The following is a 17,786-nucleotide window of genomic DNA, read 5'->3' as shown; positions in this document are numbered from 1 at the left end:
GCTACGGTCAGGAGGCTGCCTGCACGGTGATCTCGGAGATCACCGCTTCGCTCTTGCCGTCAGTGGTTCCCAGTGTGGAGATCCACACCAATAGGTTCGACGTCGGCGACGACGCATTGACCTTGATGGAGTTGTGGCCCGGGTGCAGCGAGGTCGGTTCAGTCAGCGCGGTGGTGTCCTCCAGCTTGGCAGGCGTCGATGTCGATGACGATCGGATCTGCACCTTGGTACCCGTGGAGGTGAGGTCGACGGTCACCGTGCCCACGGTGGTGGGTTTGGGTAGCTGTAGCAGGAGTCCGACACCGTTCTTGAAGCTGGGGAATGGCGCAGCGTCGGTATAGATATCGGTTGCCCAAGAAGTGGACGGGTTTCCGTCGACGGCCTGCCCCGCCTGGCTCGGGTTATCGGCTTCGCCTCCCGGAGAGAAGACGGTGGCCCGGGACGGTTTGACCATGCTGCCGGACGCCGCAGAACCACTCGAGGAGGTGGAGGACGACGACGGCGCGTTGAGGCCGAGTTGGTCTTTATCCAGACCGCCGCCGAGATCGCCGAAGATCCGGCCCAGCACCGACGCCAGTACCAGCAGCGCCACCACGATAATGGCGACACCGGCACCGACACCGATCATCACGTTGCGGCGGCGGCGGAGCTGGGCCTCTTGGTCTTCCTGCTCGCGCGGCCGCCCGCGGCCCGGCCGCGCAGTTCCGGGCACCGGTTCGTCGATCGGTGTCAGCAAGTCGGTACGGTCGGCCACCGCGGTCGCCTGTTGCAGTAGGTTCAAAAGTGTTGCCGCCCCGCGTATTCCGCCGTCACCTTGGATCGAGTGGGTGGCTGCCGCGGAGATCTGGAACGGGATGTCGCGGTTGATCAACCGCGGTTCGATCGGCTGGCCCGCCCGGTCCCGTTCGGCCGGAGGCAGCCCGCTGCGCATCCCGGATTCCGACAGCGGCCACCGGTTGACCAGCAGGGCATATAGTGCCGCGCCGATTCCGCGGATGTCGGCCTCCGGGGTGGCCGTGGGCATGGTCGCCGGAAACGCCAGCACCACATCGCCTTCGATGCTGACCCGCACTCGGCTGGGGTGGTCGACCGATAACGCGACTCCGGCATGGTGGGCGGCCTCAGCGGCGCCGGCCAGCGTCTGCATCGCGCGCGCAGCACCAACCGGAGACGGTGACGTGTTGGCCACCTCCTGCAACGAACCACCCCGGATCCACTCGGCGACCACCAGGCCGCCGCTACCGGAATCGACGACGTCGAGCACCCGCGCGACACCGGGGTTGTCGATCCGGCTGAGCCGCAGCGTGCGGGACAGGATTTCGCGTAGTTCGCCGTCGGGCAGCACCCCGTCGGGGTCGACGAACGTCAGAGCCACCTGTCGGTCCAACGCGGTGTCGAGTGCTTGCCAAAACTGCAGGCCGGGTGCGCCGCCGTGGAACACCAATAGGCGGTAGCGGCCGCCGCTGATACTGGCCCCCGGCACCAGGTGGACGTCGTCTTGAGCCGCCGGTCGTTCGGTCGCCCGCTCCCGGGGCGCGTCGAACTCGACCGGTTCATCGTCGGCGGGTTTACGGGTTGAATCTGACGAGAAGTCGCCGTTAGATCCCTTCGGTGAGACCGGTGCGGAAACGACATCGACATGAAGATCGGGCGGAATGTCCGGCTGGAAATCGTCGGCGGATGCGGGCCGCGGAGTAGTGCCAGAAGGAGTCGGACCGTCAGATCCGGACGGCCACGGCCGGTCCGGCTCTGAGCCGGCGTTGGATGCCGTGCTATCCGATGGGCCGTCGGTCACCTCCGGTCCTTTCCGCATGCCCGTCTCGGTTACCCGCTCCGGAGGCCCGCGCCGGATGGGTTCCCGAACCGGATGCCCCCCCGCCCTGGACGAATTCTTCTGCTCAGAGTACGTGACCGTGCCCTGACCGGACAGCTCATCGCGACGCGTAGGTTGGGCCGCCTTGCCGCCGGCGCCGAGCCACCCACGGACCCTGGCCAACGCAGCCTGTGCCTCGGGGACCTGCGCGCGCAGCATGACGACGGCGATGATCGGGGCCATGATCACCGCGAGCACGAACAGCCGGAGCAGCGATCCGGCGCCGCCACCGTGGACCGTCAGGGTTTCCAGCCCAAGCAGTCGATCAGCCGCATGAGCCAGTAACCCGGACAGCAACGACGCCGCGATCGTCACCAGAATTGTGCGCGCCTCGGCGGCACCGATCAGATGCCCGCCGGGCGGCCGCAAGGCGTTCCGCAGCAGGAAATATCCGACGATCGCGCCGGCCAGAAACCCCAGACCGTTGGCCAGCCCCAGGTAGCCCGCAACCAGTTCACGGTTGTCGGTGAGGTGCGGCGCGAGCAGCGAGCCGACGATCTTGACGGTCGTGATGACGACAATGACCGCGATCGGTGTCCAGGGCTGCTCTCGTGCGTAGAAGACCCGTAGCTGCAACAGCACCAGCGCGTAGGGGATCAGGGTGAACGCCGACAACGCGATCGCCGCGCCCAAATAGCCGGCATCGACTTCACCGAAACGCCCGTAGGCGAACAGCGCGCTACCGATCGCCGGGCCGCCGACCGTCATGAACGCCACCGCGGGAATCAGCGTGATCATCGTCAGCCGGGTGGCCAGCGATAGGTCGGCCAGCACCGCCGGAGTGTTGTCGGCGGCCGCGTTGCGGCTCAGCCGCGGCATCACCACGGTCAGCACCGTTACCCCGATCATGCCGAACGGCAGCATCAACACCAGCCAGGTGTAGTTGTAGATCGCCGGGCCGGAAGCGGCTGCGGTACTGGCGATCTGGTTGCCGACCACCAGGCCGAGCTGGCTGATCAGCACGTAGAACACCATCGCGGCGGCCATCGCGCCGAAACGCTTGAGCCGCTGGTCGATTCCCCACAACGGACGCAGGCTGATGCGCTGGCGCCGGATCGCCGCCAGCAGCACCGCCGTCTGCGCGAACACCCCCAACGTCGTGCCGATGCCCAGAACCAGCAGCTTGGCGTTGCCCATCCGTACCGGGTCGACCGACAACTGGCCAGGCACCGCCAGGTAGACGCCTAACGTGACGATCGCGACGAGGTTGTTGACGACGGGTGCCCACGCGGGTGGCCCAAATATGTTGCGGGTGTTCAGGATCGCCATGAACACCGACGACAGGCCGTAGAAGATCACCTGCGGTAACAGCAGGTAGGCGAATGCGGTGGTGAGCGCCTCGTTGACCTGGGGGTCGTGGCCGAGCATCAATCGCACCAGCACCGGGGCCCCGGCTACCGAGAGCAGCGTGGTCACCAGCAGCAGGGTTGTGGCCAGCGTGACCAGGCGGCGGACGAACGCCCGTCCGCCATCGGCGTCGTCCTGTTCCGCACGGGCCAGCACCGGAACGAAGATGGCGGTGAAGGTGGCTTCCAACACCAGCGCCGCGACGAGGTTGGGCAGCTGATTGGCCACCGAGAATGCGCTCGATAACGCCGCGCCGAGGATCGCGGCCAGCAGCACGATCCGGGCGAAGCCGGTGACGCGGCTGATCAGCGTCGCCAGCGCCATACCCCAGGACCGCGATACCAGCGCCGCGTCGGAGAGTTCGGCCCGCTGCTGTCGCGGTGGCTGCGCCGAGGGCGGCAGCCCCGGTGGCGGAGGGGCGGACCCGCGCGTCGGTGGCTGTGCCAGTGGCGGCACCCGCCGGCCGGCGGGCCTCATACCCGGCGCTTTTCGTCGACGAGGTCTTTGGCCGGACCGCCTTTCGCGGTCGGCAGTGCGTCCACGGGGTCGGGCGGGTCCTGCGGCCGGTCTAGGTCGGCACGATCGGGCTGGCCGCGGAAGCGGTGCCACAGTCGTCGTCCCGCCAGCGCCACCAGCACCGCCGCGGCGGTCAACGTAATCGCGAAAAGCACTTTGCCGTAGGCGTTGGAGTGCACCGAAAGCCGCACCGGTTCGCCCAGCGAAACCCCTTGGGGGGTGTGCAGCGAGACATCGATCGCGACGCGCTGGGTGAAGTTGACTTCGATGGGCACCCGCAGCGGCAGATACCCGGGCGGGAGTTCGATCTCACCGGGGTCGGTCACCGTCATTCCCGGTGGTGCGTCCACCTGAAGCCGCACCCGGATAGGCACCGCCAGGCCGTTGTGCAGCGCCAGCGGCAACGGGCTGTGCTCGGTGGCCAGCGTGTAGGACCCGCCCGGGTTGACGATCGTGACGGCGCCGAACAGGTCGTCGATGGAATTGCCGACGGTGTCCAAGCGGTGATGGGCCAGCCCGTTGCGGGTGTCGGGTCGCTCCGATTGACTGACCGCGCGCAGCATGTCTTCGCGCAGGGGTGCGGTGTAGCCGGTCCCGCTTAGCCCGGTGCGGGCATCAATCGTCAACGCCGAGGTCAGATCGCGCAGCCGACCCAGTTCGCGAGAGATCTGGGTGATCACCTGGTCGTCGAATCGGCCACGTTGAGCGGCGTCGGCAGTTGGCGGCTTCGGCGCAGCGGTGTTGGCGGCAGCGTCGGCGATCAGCGCCGGCAGCGGTCGGGGCGCGGCCAGGCCGGAGCGAACCGCGGTAGCCAGAGTGGTCAGGATGGCGGCCGCGTCATCAGATTGCAGAGTCCAGGTCGTCGGCGGCAACAAAATCTCGGTGCGCTGCTCAACGGCAGGCATCAGCCCCCGCCACAGCATCGACCCCAGCGCGTCCTGGCGGCGGGCGGTGGTGGAGTCGTGACGAAGCCGGACCGCCAGCGCCGGGTCGAGGTAGGTCGGTGCGATCGGGTCGGTGCCGGCGGCTGCCAGCGCTGCGCCGACGGTCGGGTCGAACGGCGCGGTGACCACGTGCGGCGAGACCCGGTATGCGACGGTATCTGCCGTCGCGGGCGCGCCGGTGGCCGAGTCCGCTGCAGAGAAGTCCGCGGCGGCAACCGCCACGGTGTCGGTGTCGTCACCCAGCAGGTCCACGGTGCGGCGAGTCAGCGGACCGTCGGCGATCAGCGTGGCACCGCGAATCGACATGACTCCCAGGATCTGGTCGACGATGTCGCTGCTCGTGGTGGTGGCGATGACGCCGAGGCTGTCGTCGCCGACGCGTTGCAGGGCGTCGAGATCCGCCTGGGCATAGGGGATCGCTGTGACACACGCCCGGCGGGCCAACGCGCGCAGTCTGTCCAACCACCCCGCCGCTGCGGCCTGGCCGGTGCCTGGATGCGCCGGAGTGCCCGGGCCGGCTTTGTCCGGGGCGTCGGAGACGACATAGCCGCTGGTCATCGCATTGACAGTGACCAGCAGATCCGGGTCGACGGCCAGGCACAGCGAACGGCCGACCGCACCGTCGGGATCGACGTCGCGGCTGGTTGCAAACTCGGCGGCGGATAGCAGGATATCCAGCCGCCCACCGGTGGCCAGGGCGGTCGCCAGCTCGTCGTCCATCAACCGAACCGGAACTGCGCCGCCGGGTACGCCGGGGGACAACCGCGGCCGGTCAGCCAGTGGCCACAGCATCGTGATCTGCACCGGTTTAGAAGTGTCCGGCGCGACGACCGAGCTCAACGCGTCCGCGGACTTGTCCGTCGGGTCGGCCGGCACCCCTACTACCGGCAGCAGAAACCGGGCGTTGTCGAGGCGGGCGGGCTCACCGTAGTCCGGCGTTCCATTGACATTGACCAGCAGGGGGTACACGCCGGGCTTGTCGATCGCCAACGACGTTGCGCTCACCGAGCGCAGCGGTGCGGACAACGTAAAACCGGCGCCCTGCCCGCGCTTCAGTTCGCCGGCCACCGTCAGGAAGTCGGCCACCGGCTGGTACTGGTCGGTGCTTCCGTCGAGGTTGGTGCGCAGGCCGGCCGACGAGCTCACTGCGTCCGCGCGCTCGAGGCGGACCATCACATCGCGCACCGGCCGGTCGCCGACATTGGTGACGTTTCCGCTGACGGTGACGACGGGTTCACTGGTGGTGGTGACCACGTCGGGGGTCACCTGATCGACTCGGATCTGGAGGAACGGGGTCGTGCCAGGCTCGCCCGCGACGGCGCGCGGTGCGGCGGTCGGTAGCGTGAGCACGGCTCCTAGACCAGCCAGGATGCCCGCCGCTACGGCGAGGCGCAGTAGGGCGGCCCGCCCGTGGCGATCGCAAGCGCGGCGAAGGGCGCCGGGGGCACCTCCCGCTTGCGGGGGACGGGTCGCCACTTGAACGTGGCGATCGCAAGCGCGGCGAAGCCGGGCGCAGCGGGTCGCCACTTGGATCAGCCGTGGGCCGGTCACGGTCCTCGACCGCGGCCGTTCTTCCGAGGGGGCGCAGGTTGCCGGTGGTGGGCGCGGGAGTGCGTCTGTGGCCGGCGGCGCGGCGAAGTGGGCGGCAGTGGCGGCAGCGCGGTCGGCCCGTCAGTTTGCAACTTGTCGATCAGTTGGTCGGCGACCTCGGCCAGCCGCCGCTCGTCGGCGTAGGCCAGTCGGGCGGGCAACTCGGGGATCGGCACCCACGCCACCTCGGCCACCTCGAGGTCCTCGTCGCACAGCTCTCCGCCCGAGCACCGCATCAGATAGTGGTGCACGGTCTTATGTACGCGTCGCCCGTCGGTGACAAACCAGTAGTCGATGCTGCCCAGCGCGGCCAGCACGCTGCCGCGAATTCCGGTCTCCTCGGCGACCTCCCGGATCGCGGTCTGCTCGGCGGTCTCGCCAAGTTCGATGTGGCCCTTGGGGAGCGACCACAGCATCCGGCCGCGGCGGTCCACTCGACCGATCAGCGCGGCCAGTTGCTCTTCGCGCGGCCCGTCGATCCCCTCGATGACCAGTCCACCGGCGGAGGTCTCGTGGACGGTGCGCAACCGCTCGGGTCCGCGCCCGGCGGAGCGTGAACGTCCCGAATTTGCCGGCCCGGCAGCCGGGGGTGCGCCGGCACCACCGATCTGACCGGTGTCGGTGCGCTTTTCGGCCGGACCGGCAGCGCGTCGCCCGCGGCGCCTACCCCGGCGCCGACGTGGTTGGGCATGTTCGCCGTCCGACACCCAAGCGATAGTAGCTGGCATGCCTGGGCCGCCCGGCCGCACTCGCCGGTAGTGCGGTGATGTGCTGCCGATCAGACTCTTTGCGGCCGTGCCACGATGCGGGCCGGGACGGCCTGAAACCAACCCGGACTACGCTCTCCACGTGCCAGAAACCGCCCAGGACGCCGATCTGCTGACCGCAGCCGCCGTCGCGTTGAACAGGTACGCCGAGCTGTTTCGAGAACTCGGCGCGATGTTCGCTGCGGCCGGCCACGAGTTGTATCTGGTCGGCGGGTCGGTGCGTGATGCACTGCTGCAACGGTTGAGCGCCGATCTGGATTTCACCACCGATGCACACCCGGAGCAGGTGCAAAAGATCGTGCGGCCCTGGGCCGATGCGCTGTGGGACACCGGAATTGAATTCGGCACCGTGGGCGTCAGCAAGGCCGACCAGCGGTTGGAGATCACGACCTTCCGTACCGACCGCTACGACCAGGTGTCGCGCAATCCGCAAGTCCGTTTCGGCGACCGCATCGAGGACGATCTGGTACGCCGCGATTTCACCGTGAACGCGATGGCGGTGCGCATCACAGCGCACGGAGCGGACGAATTCGTTGATCCGTTGGGCGGTTTGACGGCGCTCCGCGCCGCGGTACTGGACACGCCGGCAGCGCCGTCGGCGTCGTTCGGCGACGACCCGTTGCGGATGCTGCGCGCTGCGCGGTTCGTCTCGCAGCTGGGTTTCACCGTTGCTCCGCGGGTACGCGCGGCGATCGAGGAGATGGCAGCCGAACTGGGCCGGATCACTGCTGAGCGGGTCGCCGCCGAATTGGACAAGCTGCTGTTGGGCGACGATCCGGCCGCCGGGATCGACGTGATGGTGCAGACCGGGATGGGGGAGGTGGTGCTGCCCGAAATCGGCGGCATGCAGATGGCCATCGACGAGCACCACCAGCACAAGGACGTCTACCAGCATTCGCTGACCGTGCTGCGCCAAGCCATCGAACTCGAGGACGACGGACCCGATCTGGTGTTGCGGTGGGCGGCGCTGCTGCACGACATCGGCAAACCCGCCACCCGCCGACACGAGCCCGACGGCGGCGTGAGCTTTCACCATCACGAGGTGGTCGGCGCCAAGATGGCCCGCAAGCGGTTGCGGTCGCTGAAGTACTCCAAGCAGATGGTCGACGACATCTCACAGCTGGTGTATCTGCACTTGCGGTTCCACGGCTATGGCGGGGGGCGGTGGACCGATTCGGCAGTGCGCCGCTACGTCACCGACGCCGGCCCACTGTTGCCGCGGTTGCACAAGCTGGTGCGTGCCGACTGCACCACCCGAAACAAGCGGCGCGCGGCGAGGCTGCAAGCCAATTACGACAATTTGGAGGCGCGCATCGCCGAGTTGGCCGCCGCCGAAGACTTGCAGCGGGTGCGCCCGGACCTCGACGGCAACGAGATCATGGAGTTGTTGGCCATTCCGCCCGGGCCGCAGGTCGGTGAGGCGTGGCGGTACCTGAAGGAGCTGCGGCTGGATCGCGGACCGCTGTCTGGCGACGAGGCGAAGGCCGAGCTGCTGGCGTGGTGGCAGGCGCGGGGGAACCGGTAGCACTGGCGGCGCGTCGTACTTGGTATGGAGTACTGCTTGGGCGCAGCCGATGGCACGGCGACGATTTGGGACGGCCAACCCGACCTCGACGTCGACGGTGACGGTCGGCTGGATGCGGTCGGCTTAGATTTCGACGGCGACGGGTTGCGCGATGACGCGCTGGCGGATCTCGACGGTGACGGAATTGCCGACCATGCCGTGCTGGATCTCGACAACGACGGCACCGCGGAAAGCTACTTCACCGACGACGGGACCGGGACCTGGGCGGTTGCAGTCGACCGGGGCGGCGCACTGCGTTGGTTCGGGCTCGACGGTGTCGAACACACCGGCGGGCCGCTGGTCGACTTCGACGGTGACGGCCAAGCGAACGATCGACTGCTCGACAGCGACGGGGATGGGCTGGCCGATCGCGCGATGTGCGCCGGCGACCATGGCATGACCGGATACCTCGACACCGACGGTGACGGCCGGTGGGACCTTCGACTTACCGACGGCGACGGAGACGGCGCCGCCGACGGCGCAACGACGCTGTAGCTAGTGCGCCGAACTTCGAGAAGTTGTGCGCAAAACGCGGAAAAGCGCGCAACAACCCCACGTTCGACGAAATCTATCGCCCAGGGTGCAGTCGAAGGGCCCTGTCTCTCTTCGCGCGCGGTGCGCGCTCATCGCCCAGGGCCCGGCGGGCCGGCAAAGGCTTGTGCGATGCCCAGCCAGCGCTGCGCATCGTCGCCGTCCGCGGCGATATTCAGCGCGCTAAGCGGGCGTCGTTGCGTGACCAGGAAGCAGAAATCCTCGGCAGATCCGCTGACCCGCTGGGCAGCGTCGGCTGGGCCCCACGACCAGATGTCGCCGTCGGGTGCGCGCAACTCGACGAGAAACGGCTCGGTCGGCGGTGTCAAACCGTTGACCACGAAGGCGTAGTCGCGGGTCCGCACGCCGATATGCGCGATGGATCGCAGCCGCGCGGTGGGCCGTCGCTGGACGCCGAGCGCATCAGCGACGTCAAGGCCGTGGGCCCAGGTCTCCATCAACCGGGCAGTGGCCATCGACGCTGCGCTCATCGGTGGGCCGAACCACGGGAGTTTTCGGCCGTCGGGAACGGTCGACAGCTTGTCGTGCAACCGCATCCGGGTGCCGCGCCAGTCGGCAAGCAGTTCGGCGGGCGGCGTGGTCGCCAGGTCGTCGGCTCCCGCGTCGACGAAGCCGGTCGGGTCGGCGGCCCCAGCTTCGAGCACTGCGCCGAAGGCGGGCTCGTCGGTGACCGACGTCAGCGCGACCCGGTCGGTCCAGAGCAGGTGCGCGATCTGGTGTGCGATCGTCCAGCCCGGCGCGGGCGTGGATTCGGCCCAGCGGTCACCGGAGAGCGGCGCTACCAGCGCATCGAGTTCGTCGCTTTCGGCGCGCAAATCCGCCACGATCGAATCAAGGCCGGTCATCTGAATACCTTAACGAAGACTCATCGTCCGCCGATGGGGTTGGTGGGCAGGGGCTCTCTTCGCGCGGGCCGCGCATTGCCCGCCGACCGACGATGGCGTGAACGGCAAGCCCGGCAACGTAGATCGCGGTTCCGGCCAGCACCAACGCGGGAGCGCGCCCGTCGTCGGGGACGACAAAAGCCACCGCGGTGATCGCGGCGATGAACGAGACCCAGAACAGCGAATCCTGCACGGCGAACACATGGCCACGCAGGGCATCGTCGACGTCGACCTGCATCGCGGTATCTGCGCACAGCTTGACGACTTGGCCGGCCGTGCCGAGGAAGAACCCGCAGGTCACCATCACCGGCAGGTGCAGGGTGGCCGCGACGACCTGGATGGTGGCCGCGACCGCCAATGCGCCATTGGCGGTGGCGTAGCGGCCCCACCGGCGCACCGCCGGCGGGGTCAACGCGTTGGCCAGAAATGACCCGGTCCCCGTCGCTGCGACGAACAACACCGCGGTACCCAGACCAACGACGGAGGTGTCGCCGACGTGGCGCACCAACAACAACACCAGCAAGGTGTTGATGCCGAACGCCATTCGATGTGCGGCCAACCCGGCGAGGGTGGCCGCCACCGTTGGGCGGGCCAGTACCGTCCGGGCGCCGTGCACCCAACCGGTCACCACCAAGTAGGCCACTGGTCCATGGAGCGCACGCTTCGTGTCGTCCGGGCCCAGCGCGTGCGGCCTGAACCGCAACGACAGCAGCAGAGCGATCAACACCGGGACCACGACGAGGAAGATGATCGAGGCAGAGCCGTTGTCGCCGGCTCCGAATAGCCAGCGGGGCGCCAACATGAAGTTGGCGCCGAGGAAGGCCGCGACCGCACCTGTCGCGGCGGCCACCGAATTCATCGTGACTACCTGGTCGCGCGGCACGACATGAGGCAGCGCGGCCGATAGACCCGAGGAGACGAACCGGCCGAACCCGTTGACGATCAAGGCGCCGCATAACACCGCCTGGTCGCCGGCCCCGGCGGCCAGCAGGGTGCCCACCGCGATCACCGACAGCAGTCGCCCCAAGTTGGCGCCGACCAGCACGAGCCGCCGGTCCCAGTGATCCATCAGCGCACCCGCAAATGGCCCCAGGATCGAATACGGCAAAAACAGCACACTGAAGGCGGCGGCGATCGCCAGCGGATGGGCGGCCCGCTCAGGGTTGAACAGCAGCGCACCGGCGAGTCCCGCCTGAAACAGGCCGTCGCCGAATTGGCTGACAGCGCGCAATTCCAGCAGCCGCCAAAAGTCGGGCAGGCTGCGCACGGAGCGCCAGACAGCGGCGGGTGCGCGCATGTGGATCACAGAACCTACTTCCGCGGGCGGCCCGGCAATTAGGCCGCGACTCGAGGCCCAAACCAGCCTACAAATATTGGGCAGCGCGCCGCTTGTTCACCGCAGGGATCCGCGCGTGGATGCCATGATGGTGAGGTGGCTCAGCCCGAAGATCCCGAGGAGTTCGTCGCTCCCACCGCGCATCGAGTGCGGGCGGGAACTCTGCTCCTTGCCAACACCGACCTGTTGGAGCCGACGTTTCGTCGCAGCGTGATCTACATCGTCGAACACAACGACGGCGGCACGCTGGGGGTGGTCCTCAACCGGCCCAGCGAGACCGCCGTTTACAACGTGTTGCCGCAGTGGGCGAAGTTGGCCGCCAAACCCAAGACGATGTTCATCGGCGGCCCGGTGAAACGCGACGCGGCGCTGTGCCTGTCGGTGTTGCGGGTGGGCGCCGATCCGGAAGGTGTGCCGGGGCTGCGCCATGTGTCGGGCCGGTTGGTAATGGTCGATCTCGACGCCGACCCTGACTCCATCGCGCCGCTGGTGGAGGGGGTGCGGATCTTCGCGGGCTACTCCGGCTGGACGATTGGACAGCTGGAAGGTGAGATCGAACGCGACGACTGGATTGTGTTGTCGGCGTTGCCATCTGACGTTTTGGTACAGCCTCGAGTAGATCTGTGGAGCAGAGTGCTGCGACGGCAGCCGCTGCCACTTGCGCTGTTGGCCAGCCATCCCATCGACATCAGCCGCAACTAAGCCGGCTGGCGGTCACCGGCAGATGGCCGCCGAATCAGTGGCAAGGCCGCGCGGCAGTACTTAGGGTGCAGGTTGCGCAAACACCGCTGCAACCGTCCGGGACGGCTTCGCGGCGCAGCGCATAGCGCGCGCTCTGCCAGGACCCGGCAGCCACGGTGGCGAGCGCGCCGAGGATACAAATACCGACCACCGTCAGCACTGCGGCGTGCCGCGGGACGACCAAGGCCGCCAACCCGCCGACGGCCAGCATGACGGCGGCGGCCAGTTGTGGCGGCGCCACTGAACGCGCCAATTGCCGGGAGGCGCCGGACGCCGCCGGCCGCGACAACGCCCACAGTCCGAGTGCGGAGCAGACGGTCGCCGCGCACACGCAGAGCACCCCGGCGATGAGCATGGGGCCACAATACGAGGCCGCCGACGGGACTCAGCGGGTCGGGGCGGGCGACAATCCGGGCAGCGTCGGGAGGGTGGGCAGAGCCGGCAATGCGGCCTGCGCCGGTGGCGCGGGAGGAGCGGCGGGCGCAGTACCGGCGGGCGCGCTCACCCGGAATCCGTTGACGACGGCATCAGTAGCCGGTGCCTCGGTGACAGCCTGGGCGGCATCCGTGGTCACCGCCAGGGACACCAAGTAGCGGTCCGCTCCGGAGGTCGCGATGACGTGACGGCGCGAGGTGTTCAGCGTCATATCGTTCTGGCGATAGGTGCCCTCGATGATCGCCGACGGGAAAGCGCCGAAATTCCCCAGTGAGGCGTTGGTGGTCTGCCAGGTGGGCAGTTGCTGACTGTCGACGTAGCCGTGAGTGATGGCCTCTTGAGGATCGAAGTCGCCGACCAGCTTGTAGACCACCACCTGGGCGTTAGAGGTGTACAGGCTGTTGCTGGAGCGGTTGGCGATCACCGCGAAGGGATCGGGCACGTTGGGATCGGGCACCTGGGTCCAGCCCGGCGGCATCGGCAAGGTGATGTCGAGAGCCTTGAAGCCGCGGGGCTGCTGCGGTTCGAGCTGAACCCCCTTGCCGTGGAAATAATCACGCAGCGTCCCGGAACTGGCCGGCAGCAGCGACGGCTGCGCCGGTGCCGCGGCAGCCAGCGGCGGGGAGACCTGAGCCGGCGCGACGGGAAGCTGCGCCGGTTGCGCCGGCACTGCGGCGGGCAGCGGCGACGAGACCGGAGGCGGCGCCAGCGCCGGGGCGGTGCCTGGCATGCTGTTGCCGACCGAGCCGAGCGTGCCGAGGGTGTTCTGGGTGGCTACCGGCGGAGCGGGGACCGGCGCGGGATTGGGCCGCGGTGGATAGAGCGGGTCTGCCGACGCGGTCGCGCCCGCCAAGCCCATCACACCCACGGATCCGACGGCCAGACCCGCTATCAATAGCCGCCAGCCACGGGCGATCTGCATCATGAGCGTCGGTCCTTCCCGGTCACGCAGGGTTAGAGGCCGAATGTAACCAGTGCCACGCGGCTATCGCCAGGCTCGCAATACACCTGGGATGAAGCCCTGATCGCTCCGCAACGTAACCGAGACCGACCCGTGGCCGACGTGCCGGTCAGTGGGGGCCTTATACCCTGTTGGCGTGACCGAACCCCCGATCGTGGCCAGCGCCGGTGCGGGCGACGCGGACTCCGACGTGCCGCGGTATCGCTACACCGCGCAGCTGGCCGATCGCATCGAACGGACCTGGCAGGACAATTGGGCCCGGTGGGGAACCTTCAACGTGGCCAATCCGGTCGGCTCACTGGCGCCCACGGATGGTGGCCCGATGCCCGAGGACAAACTGTTCGTGCAGGACATGTTTCCGTACCCATCGGGGCAGGGACTGCATGTCGGCCACCCACTGGGCTTCATCGCCACCGACGTCTACGCGCGCTACTTCCGGATGAACGGCCGCAATGTCTTGCACGCCTTAGGGTTCGATTCCTTTGGCCTGCCTGCTGAGCAGTATGCGGTGGAGACAGGCACACATCCGCGTACGCGCACCGAGGCCAATATCGTCAACTTTCGGCGTCAATTGGGCCGACTGGGCTTTGGACACGACACTCGTCGCAGCTTCTCCACCACCGACGTCGACTACTACAAGTGGACACAGTGGATCTTCTTGCAGATCTACAACGCTTGGTTCGACGCCGCCGCAAACAAGGCGCGGCCCGTCACGGAACTGATCGCCGAACTCGATTCGGGCAAACGCACTTTGGACGACGGCAGAGACTGGCCGACCCTGTCCGCCGGTGAGCGATCCGACGTCGTCGACGGCTACCGGCTGGTCTACCGGTCGGATTCGATGGTGAACTGGTGTCCCGGGCTGGGCACCGTGCTGGCCAATGAAGAGGTGACCGCCGACGGACGCAGCGAACGGGGAAACTTTCCGGTGTTCCGGAAGCGGCTGCGGCAGTGGATGATGCGCATCACGGCGTACTCCGACCGGTTGATCGGGGATCTCGATCTGCTGGACTGGCCGGAGAAGGTCAAGACGATGCAGCGCAACTGGATCGGCCGCTCGGCCGGCGCGGCGGCGATGTTCGGCACCGACGACGGTGATATCGAGGTTTTCACCACCCGCCCCGACACGCTGTTCGGCGCTACCTATCTGGTGTTGGCGCCCGAGCACGACCGCGTCGACCGCTTGGTCGCTGCCGAGTGGCCAGACGGCGTGGACCCGCGTTGGACCTTCGGTGCCGCGACGCCGGCAGCGGCTGTCGCGTCCTACCGGAAGGAGATTGCCGCAAAGTCGGACCTGGAACGCCAAGAGAACAAAGCTAAAACCGGGGTGTTCCTGGGTAGTTACGCGACTAATCCGGCCAGCGGCCAGCGCGTGCCGATCTTCATCGCCGACTACGTGCTGGCCGGCTACGGCACCGGTGCGATCATGGCCGTCCCCGGCCACGACCAGCGCGACTGGGAATTCGCCCGCGAGCTCGGCCTGCCGATCGTCGAAGTTATTACCGGCGGCGACATTTCACATGCCGCCTACAACGGTGACGGGACGTTGGTGAACTCCGGCTATCTCGACGGCATGGACGTGTCGACAGCCAAGCAGGTCATCACCGATCGGTTGGAATCCGACGGCCGTGGCCGCGCCCGTATCGAATACAAACTGCGGGACTGGCTTTTCGCGCGACAACGTTATTGGGGCGAACCGTTTCCGATCGTCTACGACAACGATGGCCGCCCGCATGCGCTCGATGAGACCGCGCTGCCCGTCGAGTTGCCCGATGTGCCGGACTACTCGCCAGTGCTGTTCGACCCCGACGACGCCGACAGCGTGCCCTCTCCACCGCTGGCCAAGGCCCGCGAGTGGGTGCACGTCGAACTAGACTTCGGCGATGGGCTGAAGTCCTACACCCGCGACACCAATGTGATGCCGCAATGGGCCGCCAGTTCGTGGTACGAGCTGCGCTATACCGATCCGCACAACTCGGAGCGGTTCTGCGCCAAAGAGAATGAGGCCTATTGGATGGGGCCACGGCCGGCCGAGCACGGCCCCCGTGACCCCGGTGGCGTCGACCTGTATGTCGGCGGTGTCGAACACGCGGTGCTGCATCTGCTGTATTGCCGGTTCTGGCACAAGGTGCTTTACGACCTGGGCCAGGTGAGCTCCCGCGAGCCGTATCGTCGGCTGGTCAACCAGGGCTATATCCAGGCGTTCGCCTACACCGACGTCCGCGGGTCCTACGTACCGGCCGCCGACGTGATCGAACGCGACGGCAGATTTTACTACCCGGGCCCGGACGGCGAGATCGAGGTCTTTCAGGAGTTCGGCAAAATCGGTAAGAGCCTGAAGAATTCGGTGTCGCCCGACGAGATCTGCGAGGAATACGGCGCCGACACGCTGCGGCTCTACGAAATGTCGATGGGTCCGCTGGAGGCCTCACGCCCGTGGGCCACCAAGGACGTCGTCGGTGCCCACCGGTTTTTGCAGCGGGTGTGGCGGCTGGTGGTCGACGAGCAGACCGGCGAAACGCAGGTGGCCAACCATGCGGCTATCGCGGAGGACACCCTGCGGCTGCTGCACCGCACCATTGCCGGCGTATCGGAAGACTATGCGGCGCTGCGCAATAACACCGCGGCCGCCAAGCTGATCGAGTACACCAACCACCTCACCAAAACCCACCAGGAAGAGGTGCCGCGCGCGGCGGTCGAGCCGCTGATTCTGATGCTGGCGCCGCTGGCGCCACATGTTGGTGAGGAACTGTGGCAGAGGTTGGGGAACGCCACCTCGTTGGCGCACGGACCGTTTCCCGTCGCCGATCCCGCGTACCTGGTTGAAGACACCGTCGAATATCCAGTGCAGGTCAACGGCAAGGTGCGCGGCAAGGTGGTGGTGGCCGCCGACGCCGATGCCGCCACCCTGGAAGCGGCCGCGCTGGCCGACGAGAAGGTTCAGGCGTTTCTGAACGGCGCCGCCCCGAAGAAGGTGATCGTGGTGCCCGGCCGACTGGTCAACCTCGTCGTCTGATGTTTCAGCGTTGGCGGATCACTACTTCGTGCACATGACCGTCGGGCGGGGTGGCCACCACATTGGCGACCACCTCGGCGACGGTTTGTGGCCGCAAAAAGCGGCCGGCGTCATACTGGCCGCCCTCGAACGCGACCAAATCTCGTTGCATATCGGTGTCGACGCGGCCGGGGTAGACGGTGGTGACGCGCAAGGTGGGCTCATCGGCGCGCAGTGAATCGGCGAATGCGCGGAGCGCGAACTTGCTGGCCGAGTAGGAGGCCATCCCCGGTGACACGGTGCGGCCCGACCCGGAGTTGACGAACACCACCTGGCCGTGGGCGCGCCGCAGGGCGGGCAGCAGCGCCAACGTAACAGCCACCGCCCCAACGACATTGACTGTGAAAGTGGTGCGCCACTGGTCGACGGTGGTATCGCCGACATGACCGGGCATGGACACCCCAGCGTTGTGTACCAGCACGTCGAGTTCGGTGATTGACGCGGCGTCGGCGGCGATCGCGTCGGTGTCGGTCAGATCCAGCGGGAAAGGCGTGCCCCCGAGGCGATCGGCGACGGCGTCGAGTCGCGCCGACGGGCGCGCGGCCAGCAGCAGGTTGTGCGTCGGAGCCAGGGCTTCCGCAATTGCAGCACCGATACCGCGGCTGGCGCCGGTGATGAGTGCGGTCGGCATATCAGCGAAAGTGTTGTGGCTCTGCGGCTTTCAGGCCTGCTCGTGGGCGGGCGAGGTGTCGGCGGGACCGTCAGCCACGTCGCCAACGGCCAGGCGCTCCAGCGGCTGCAGCGCCTTGGTCAGCGTGTCCAGGTCGGATTCGCTGAGTTGACTGAGCATTCCGGCAAGCGCGGCAATGCGGTTGGACAGCGACTCGCGGTGGACCGCCAGGCCGCGAGGCGTGATGTCGACTAGCACCGCGCGCAGGTCAGAGGGGTCGCGGGACCGCTTCACCAGGCCGACCTTCTCCAATCGGCGGATCGCCACCGTAGTGGTCGGGGTGCGGACCCGTTCGTGTGCGGCCAGGTCGGTCATCCTGATCGGGCCCTGGTCGAGCAGCGTCACCAGGATCGACAACTGCGCCAGGGTGAGCTCGCCGGCCGTCGCGGCGCCCGCGGAGGGGTCACCGCGGCGCAGGATGGTGAAAAGTTTGGACAGTGTGCGGTGTAGACCCTCAGCCAGCTGTGTCACTTCGGGCACGGTGGCTTCACGTTCCGCCATAATTCGCCAGTCTAACCTGATGGGCCTCAGGCAGGCCGAAAATCAGTTGT

General features: G+C 67.6%; 13 protein-coding genes. 4 read left to right on the top strand and 9 right to left on the bottom strand.

The genetic code is table 11. The features are described from left to right. Window positions 1–7 precede the first annotated feature (7 nt). From murJ to AC5Y42_RS11735, 3 genes are all read right to left on the bottom strand, one after another. The gene (gene murJ, locus AC5Y42_RS11745; RefSeq protein ID WP_499898282.1) at window positions 8–3,697 is read right to left on the bottom strand and encodes a murein biosynthesis integral membrane protein MurJ; all 3,690 of its coding nucleotides are present in this window, start codon (window positions 3,695–3,697) and stop codon (window positions 8–10) included. Then, complete coding sequence (locus AC5Y42_RS11740; RefSeq protein ID WP_499898650.1) at window positions 3,694–6,075, bottom strand: hypothetical protein; 2,382 nt, start codon at window positions 6,073–6,075, stop codon at window positions 3,694–3,696. Before AC5Y42_RS11740 ends, murJ begins: the two co-directional genes overlap by 4 nt. 152 nt (window positions 6,076–6,227) lie before the next feature. Beyond that, the gene (locus AC5Y42_RS11735; RefSeq protein ID WP_499898280.1) at window positions 6,228–6,977 is read right to left on the bottom strand and encodes an NUDIX hydrolase; all 750 of its coding nucleotides are present in this window, start codon (window positions 6,975–6,977) and stop codon (window positions 6,228–6,230) included. 142 nt (window positions 6,978–7,119) lie between these two features. Here AC5Y42_RS11735 and AC5Y42_RS11730 point away from each other — a divergent pair, with 142 nt between their 5' ends. Both AC5Y42_RS11730 and AC5Y42_RS11725 read left to right on the top strand, forming a co-directional pair. Continuing rightward, the gene (locus tag AC5Y42_RS11730; protein WP_499898279.1) at window positions 7,120–8,562 is read left to right on the top strand and encodes a CCA tRNA nucleotidyltransferase; all 1,443 of its coding nucleotides are present in this window, start codon (window positions 7,120–7,122) and stop codon (window positions 8,560–8,562) included. Between the two features lie 24 nt (window positions 8,563–8,586). Beyond that, window positions 8,587–9,096 carry a pullulanase gene (locus AC5Y42_RS11725; protein ID WP_499898278.1) on the top strand — a complete coding sequence of 170 codons (510 nt, stop codon included), beginning with the start codon at window positions 8,587–8,589 and terminating at the stop codon, window positions 9,094–9,096. Window positions 9,097–9,224: 128 nt separating this feature from the next. Here the strand turns inward: AC5Y42_RS11725 and AC5Y42_RS11720 are convergent, their stop codons facing one another. Both AC5Y42_RS11720 and AC5Y42_RS11715 read right to left on the bottom strand, forming a co-directional pair. Further along, entirely contained in the window at window positions 9,225–9,998 is a 774-nt protein-coding gene (locus tag AC5Y42_RS11720; protein WP_499898277.1) for a TIGR03084 family metal-binding protein, read from the bottom strand. Next, on the bottom strand, window positions 9,985–11,334 hold the full coding sequence (locus AC5Y42_RS11715; RefSeq protein ID WP_499898276.1) for an MFS transporter: 1,350 nt from the start codon (window positions 11,332–11,334) through the stop codon (window positions 9,985–9,987). Before AC5Y42_RS11715 ends, AC5Y42_RS11720 begins: the two co-directional genes overlap by 14 nt. A gap of 135 nt (window positions 11,335–11,469) precedes the next feature. On the opposite strand from AC5Y42_RS11715, the gene AC5Y42_RS11710 reads away from it, so the two are divergent. After that, a complete protein-coding gene (locus AC5Y42_RS11710; protein ID WP_499898275.1) occupies window positions 11,470–12,075 on the top strand; it encodes a YqgE/AlgH family protein in 606 nt (201 codons plus the stop codon). Between the two features lie 34 nt (window positions 12,076–12,109). Here AC5Y42_RS11710 and AC5Y42_RS11705 read toward each other — a convergent pair whose 3' ends face one another. Then, window positions 12,110–12,469 carry a hypothetical protein gene (locus AC5Y42_RS11705; protein ID WP_499898273.1) on the bottom strand — a complete coding sequence of 120 codons (360 nt, stop codon included), beginning with the start codon at window positions 12,467–12,469 and terminating at the stop codon, window positions 12,110–12,112. 30 nt (window positions 12,470–12,499) lie between these two features. Continuing rightward, a complete protein-coding gene (locus tag AC5Y42_RS11700; protein WP_499898272.1) occupies window positions 12,500–13,474 on the bottom strand; it encodes an LpqN/LpqT family lipoprotein in 975 nt (324 codons plus the stop codon). Between the two features lie 172 nt (window positions 13,475–13,646). On the opposite strand from AC5Y42_RS11700, the gene leuS reads away from it, so the two are divergent. Then, on the top strand, window positions 13,647–16,526 hold the full coding sequence (gene leuS, locus AC5Y42_RS11695) for a leucine--tRNA ligase (RefSeq protein ID WP_499898271.1): 2,880 nt from the start codon (window positions 13,647–13,649) through the stop codon (window positions 16,524–16,526). 4 nt (window positions 16,527–16,530) lie between these two features. Here the strand turns inward: leuS and AC5Y42_RS11690 are convergent, their stop codons facing one another. Further along, complete coding sequence (locus AC5Y42_RS11690) at window positions 16,531–17,196, bottom strand: SDR family oxidoreductase (protein WP_499898269.1); 666 nt, start codon at window positions 17,194–17,196, stop codon at window positions 16,531–16,533. 30 nt (window positions 17,197–17,226) lie between these two features. Then, window positions 17,227–17,736 carry a MarR family winged helix-turn-helix transcriptional regulator gene (locus AC5Y42_RS11685; RefSeq protein WP_499898268.1) on the bottom strand — a complete coding sequence of 170 codons (510 nt, stop codon included), beginning with the start codon at window positions 17,734–17,736 and terminating at the stop codon, window positions 17,227–17,229. Window positions 17,737–17,786 lie beyond the last annotated feature (50 nt).

This window comes from Mycobacterium sp. NGS48, from assembly GCF_059812585.1.
This window is presented reverse-complemented; position numbering and strand designations above follow the sequence as displayed.

Excerpts from the sequence above, each read along its gene's own strand:
- AC5Y42_RS11715 (WP_499898276.1), bottom strand. The coding sequence starts at position 11,334 with ATGCGCGCACCCGCCGCTGTCTGGCGCTCCGTGCGCAGCCTGCCCGAC.
- AC5Y42_RS11720 (WP_499898277.1), bottom strand. The coding sequence starts at position 9,998 with ATGACCGGCCTTGATTCGATCGTGGCGGATTTGCGCGCCGAAAGCGAC.
- AC5Y42_RS11725 (WP_499898278.1), top strand. The coding sequence starts at position 8,587 with ATGGAGTACTGCTTGGGCGCAGCCGATGGCACGGCGACGATTTGGGAC.
- AC5Y42_RS11700 (WP_499898272.1), bottom strand. The coding sequence starts at position 13,474 with ATGATGCAGATCGCCCGTGGCTGGCGGCTATTGATAGCGGGTCTGGCC.
- AC5Y42_RS11705 (WP_499898273.1), bottom strand. The coding sequence starts at position 12,469 with ATGCTCATCGCCGGGGTGCTCTGCGTGTGCGCGGCGACCGTCTGCTCC.
- murJ (WP_499898282.1), bottom strand. The coding sequence starts at position 3,697 with ATGAGGCCCGCCGGCCGGCGGGTGCCGCCACTGGCACAGCCACCGACG.
- AC5Y42_RS11685 (WP_499898268.1), bottom strand. The coding sequence starts at position 17,736 with ATGGCGGAACGTGAAGCCACCGTGCCCGAAGTGACACAGCTGGCTGAG.
- AC5Y42_RS11690 (WP_499898269.1), bottom strand. The coding sequence starts at position 17,196 with ATGCCGACCGCACTCATCACCGGCGCCAGCCGCGGTATCGGTGCTGCA.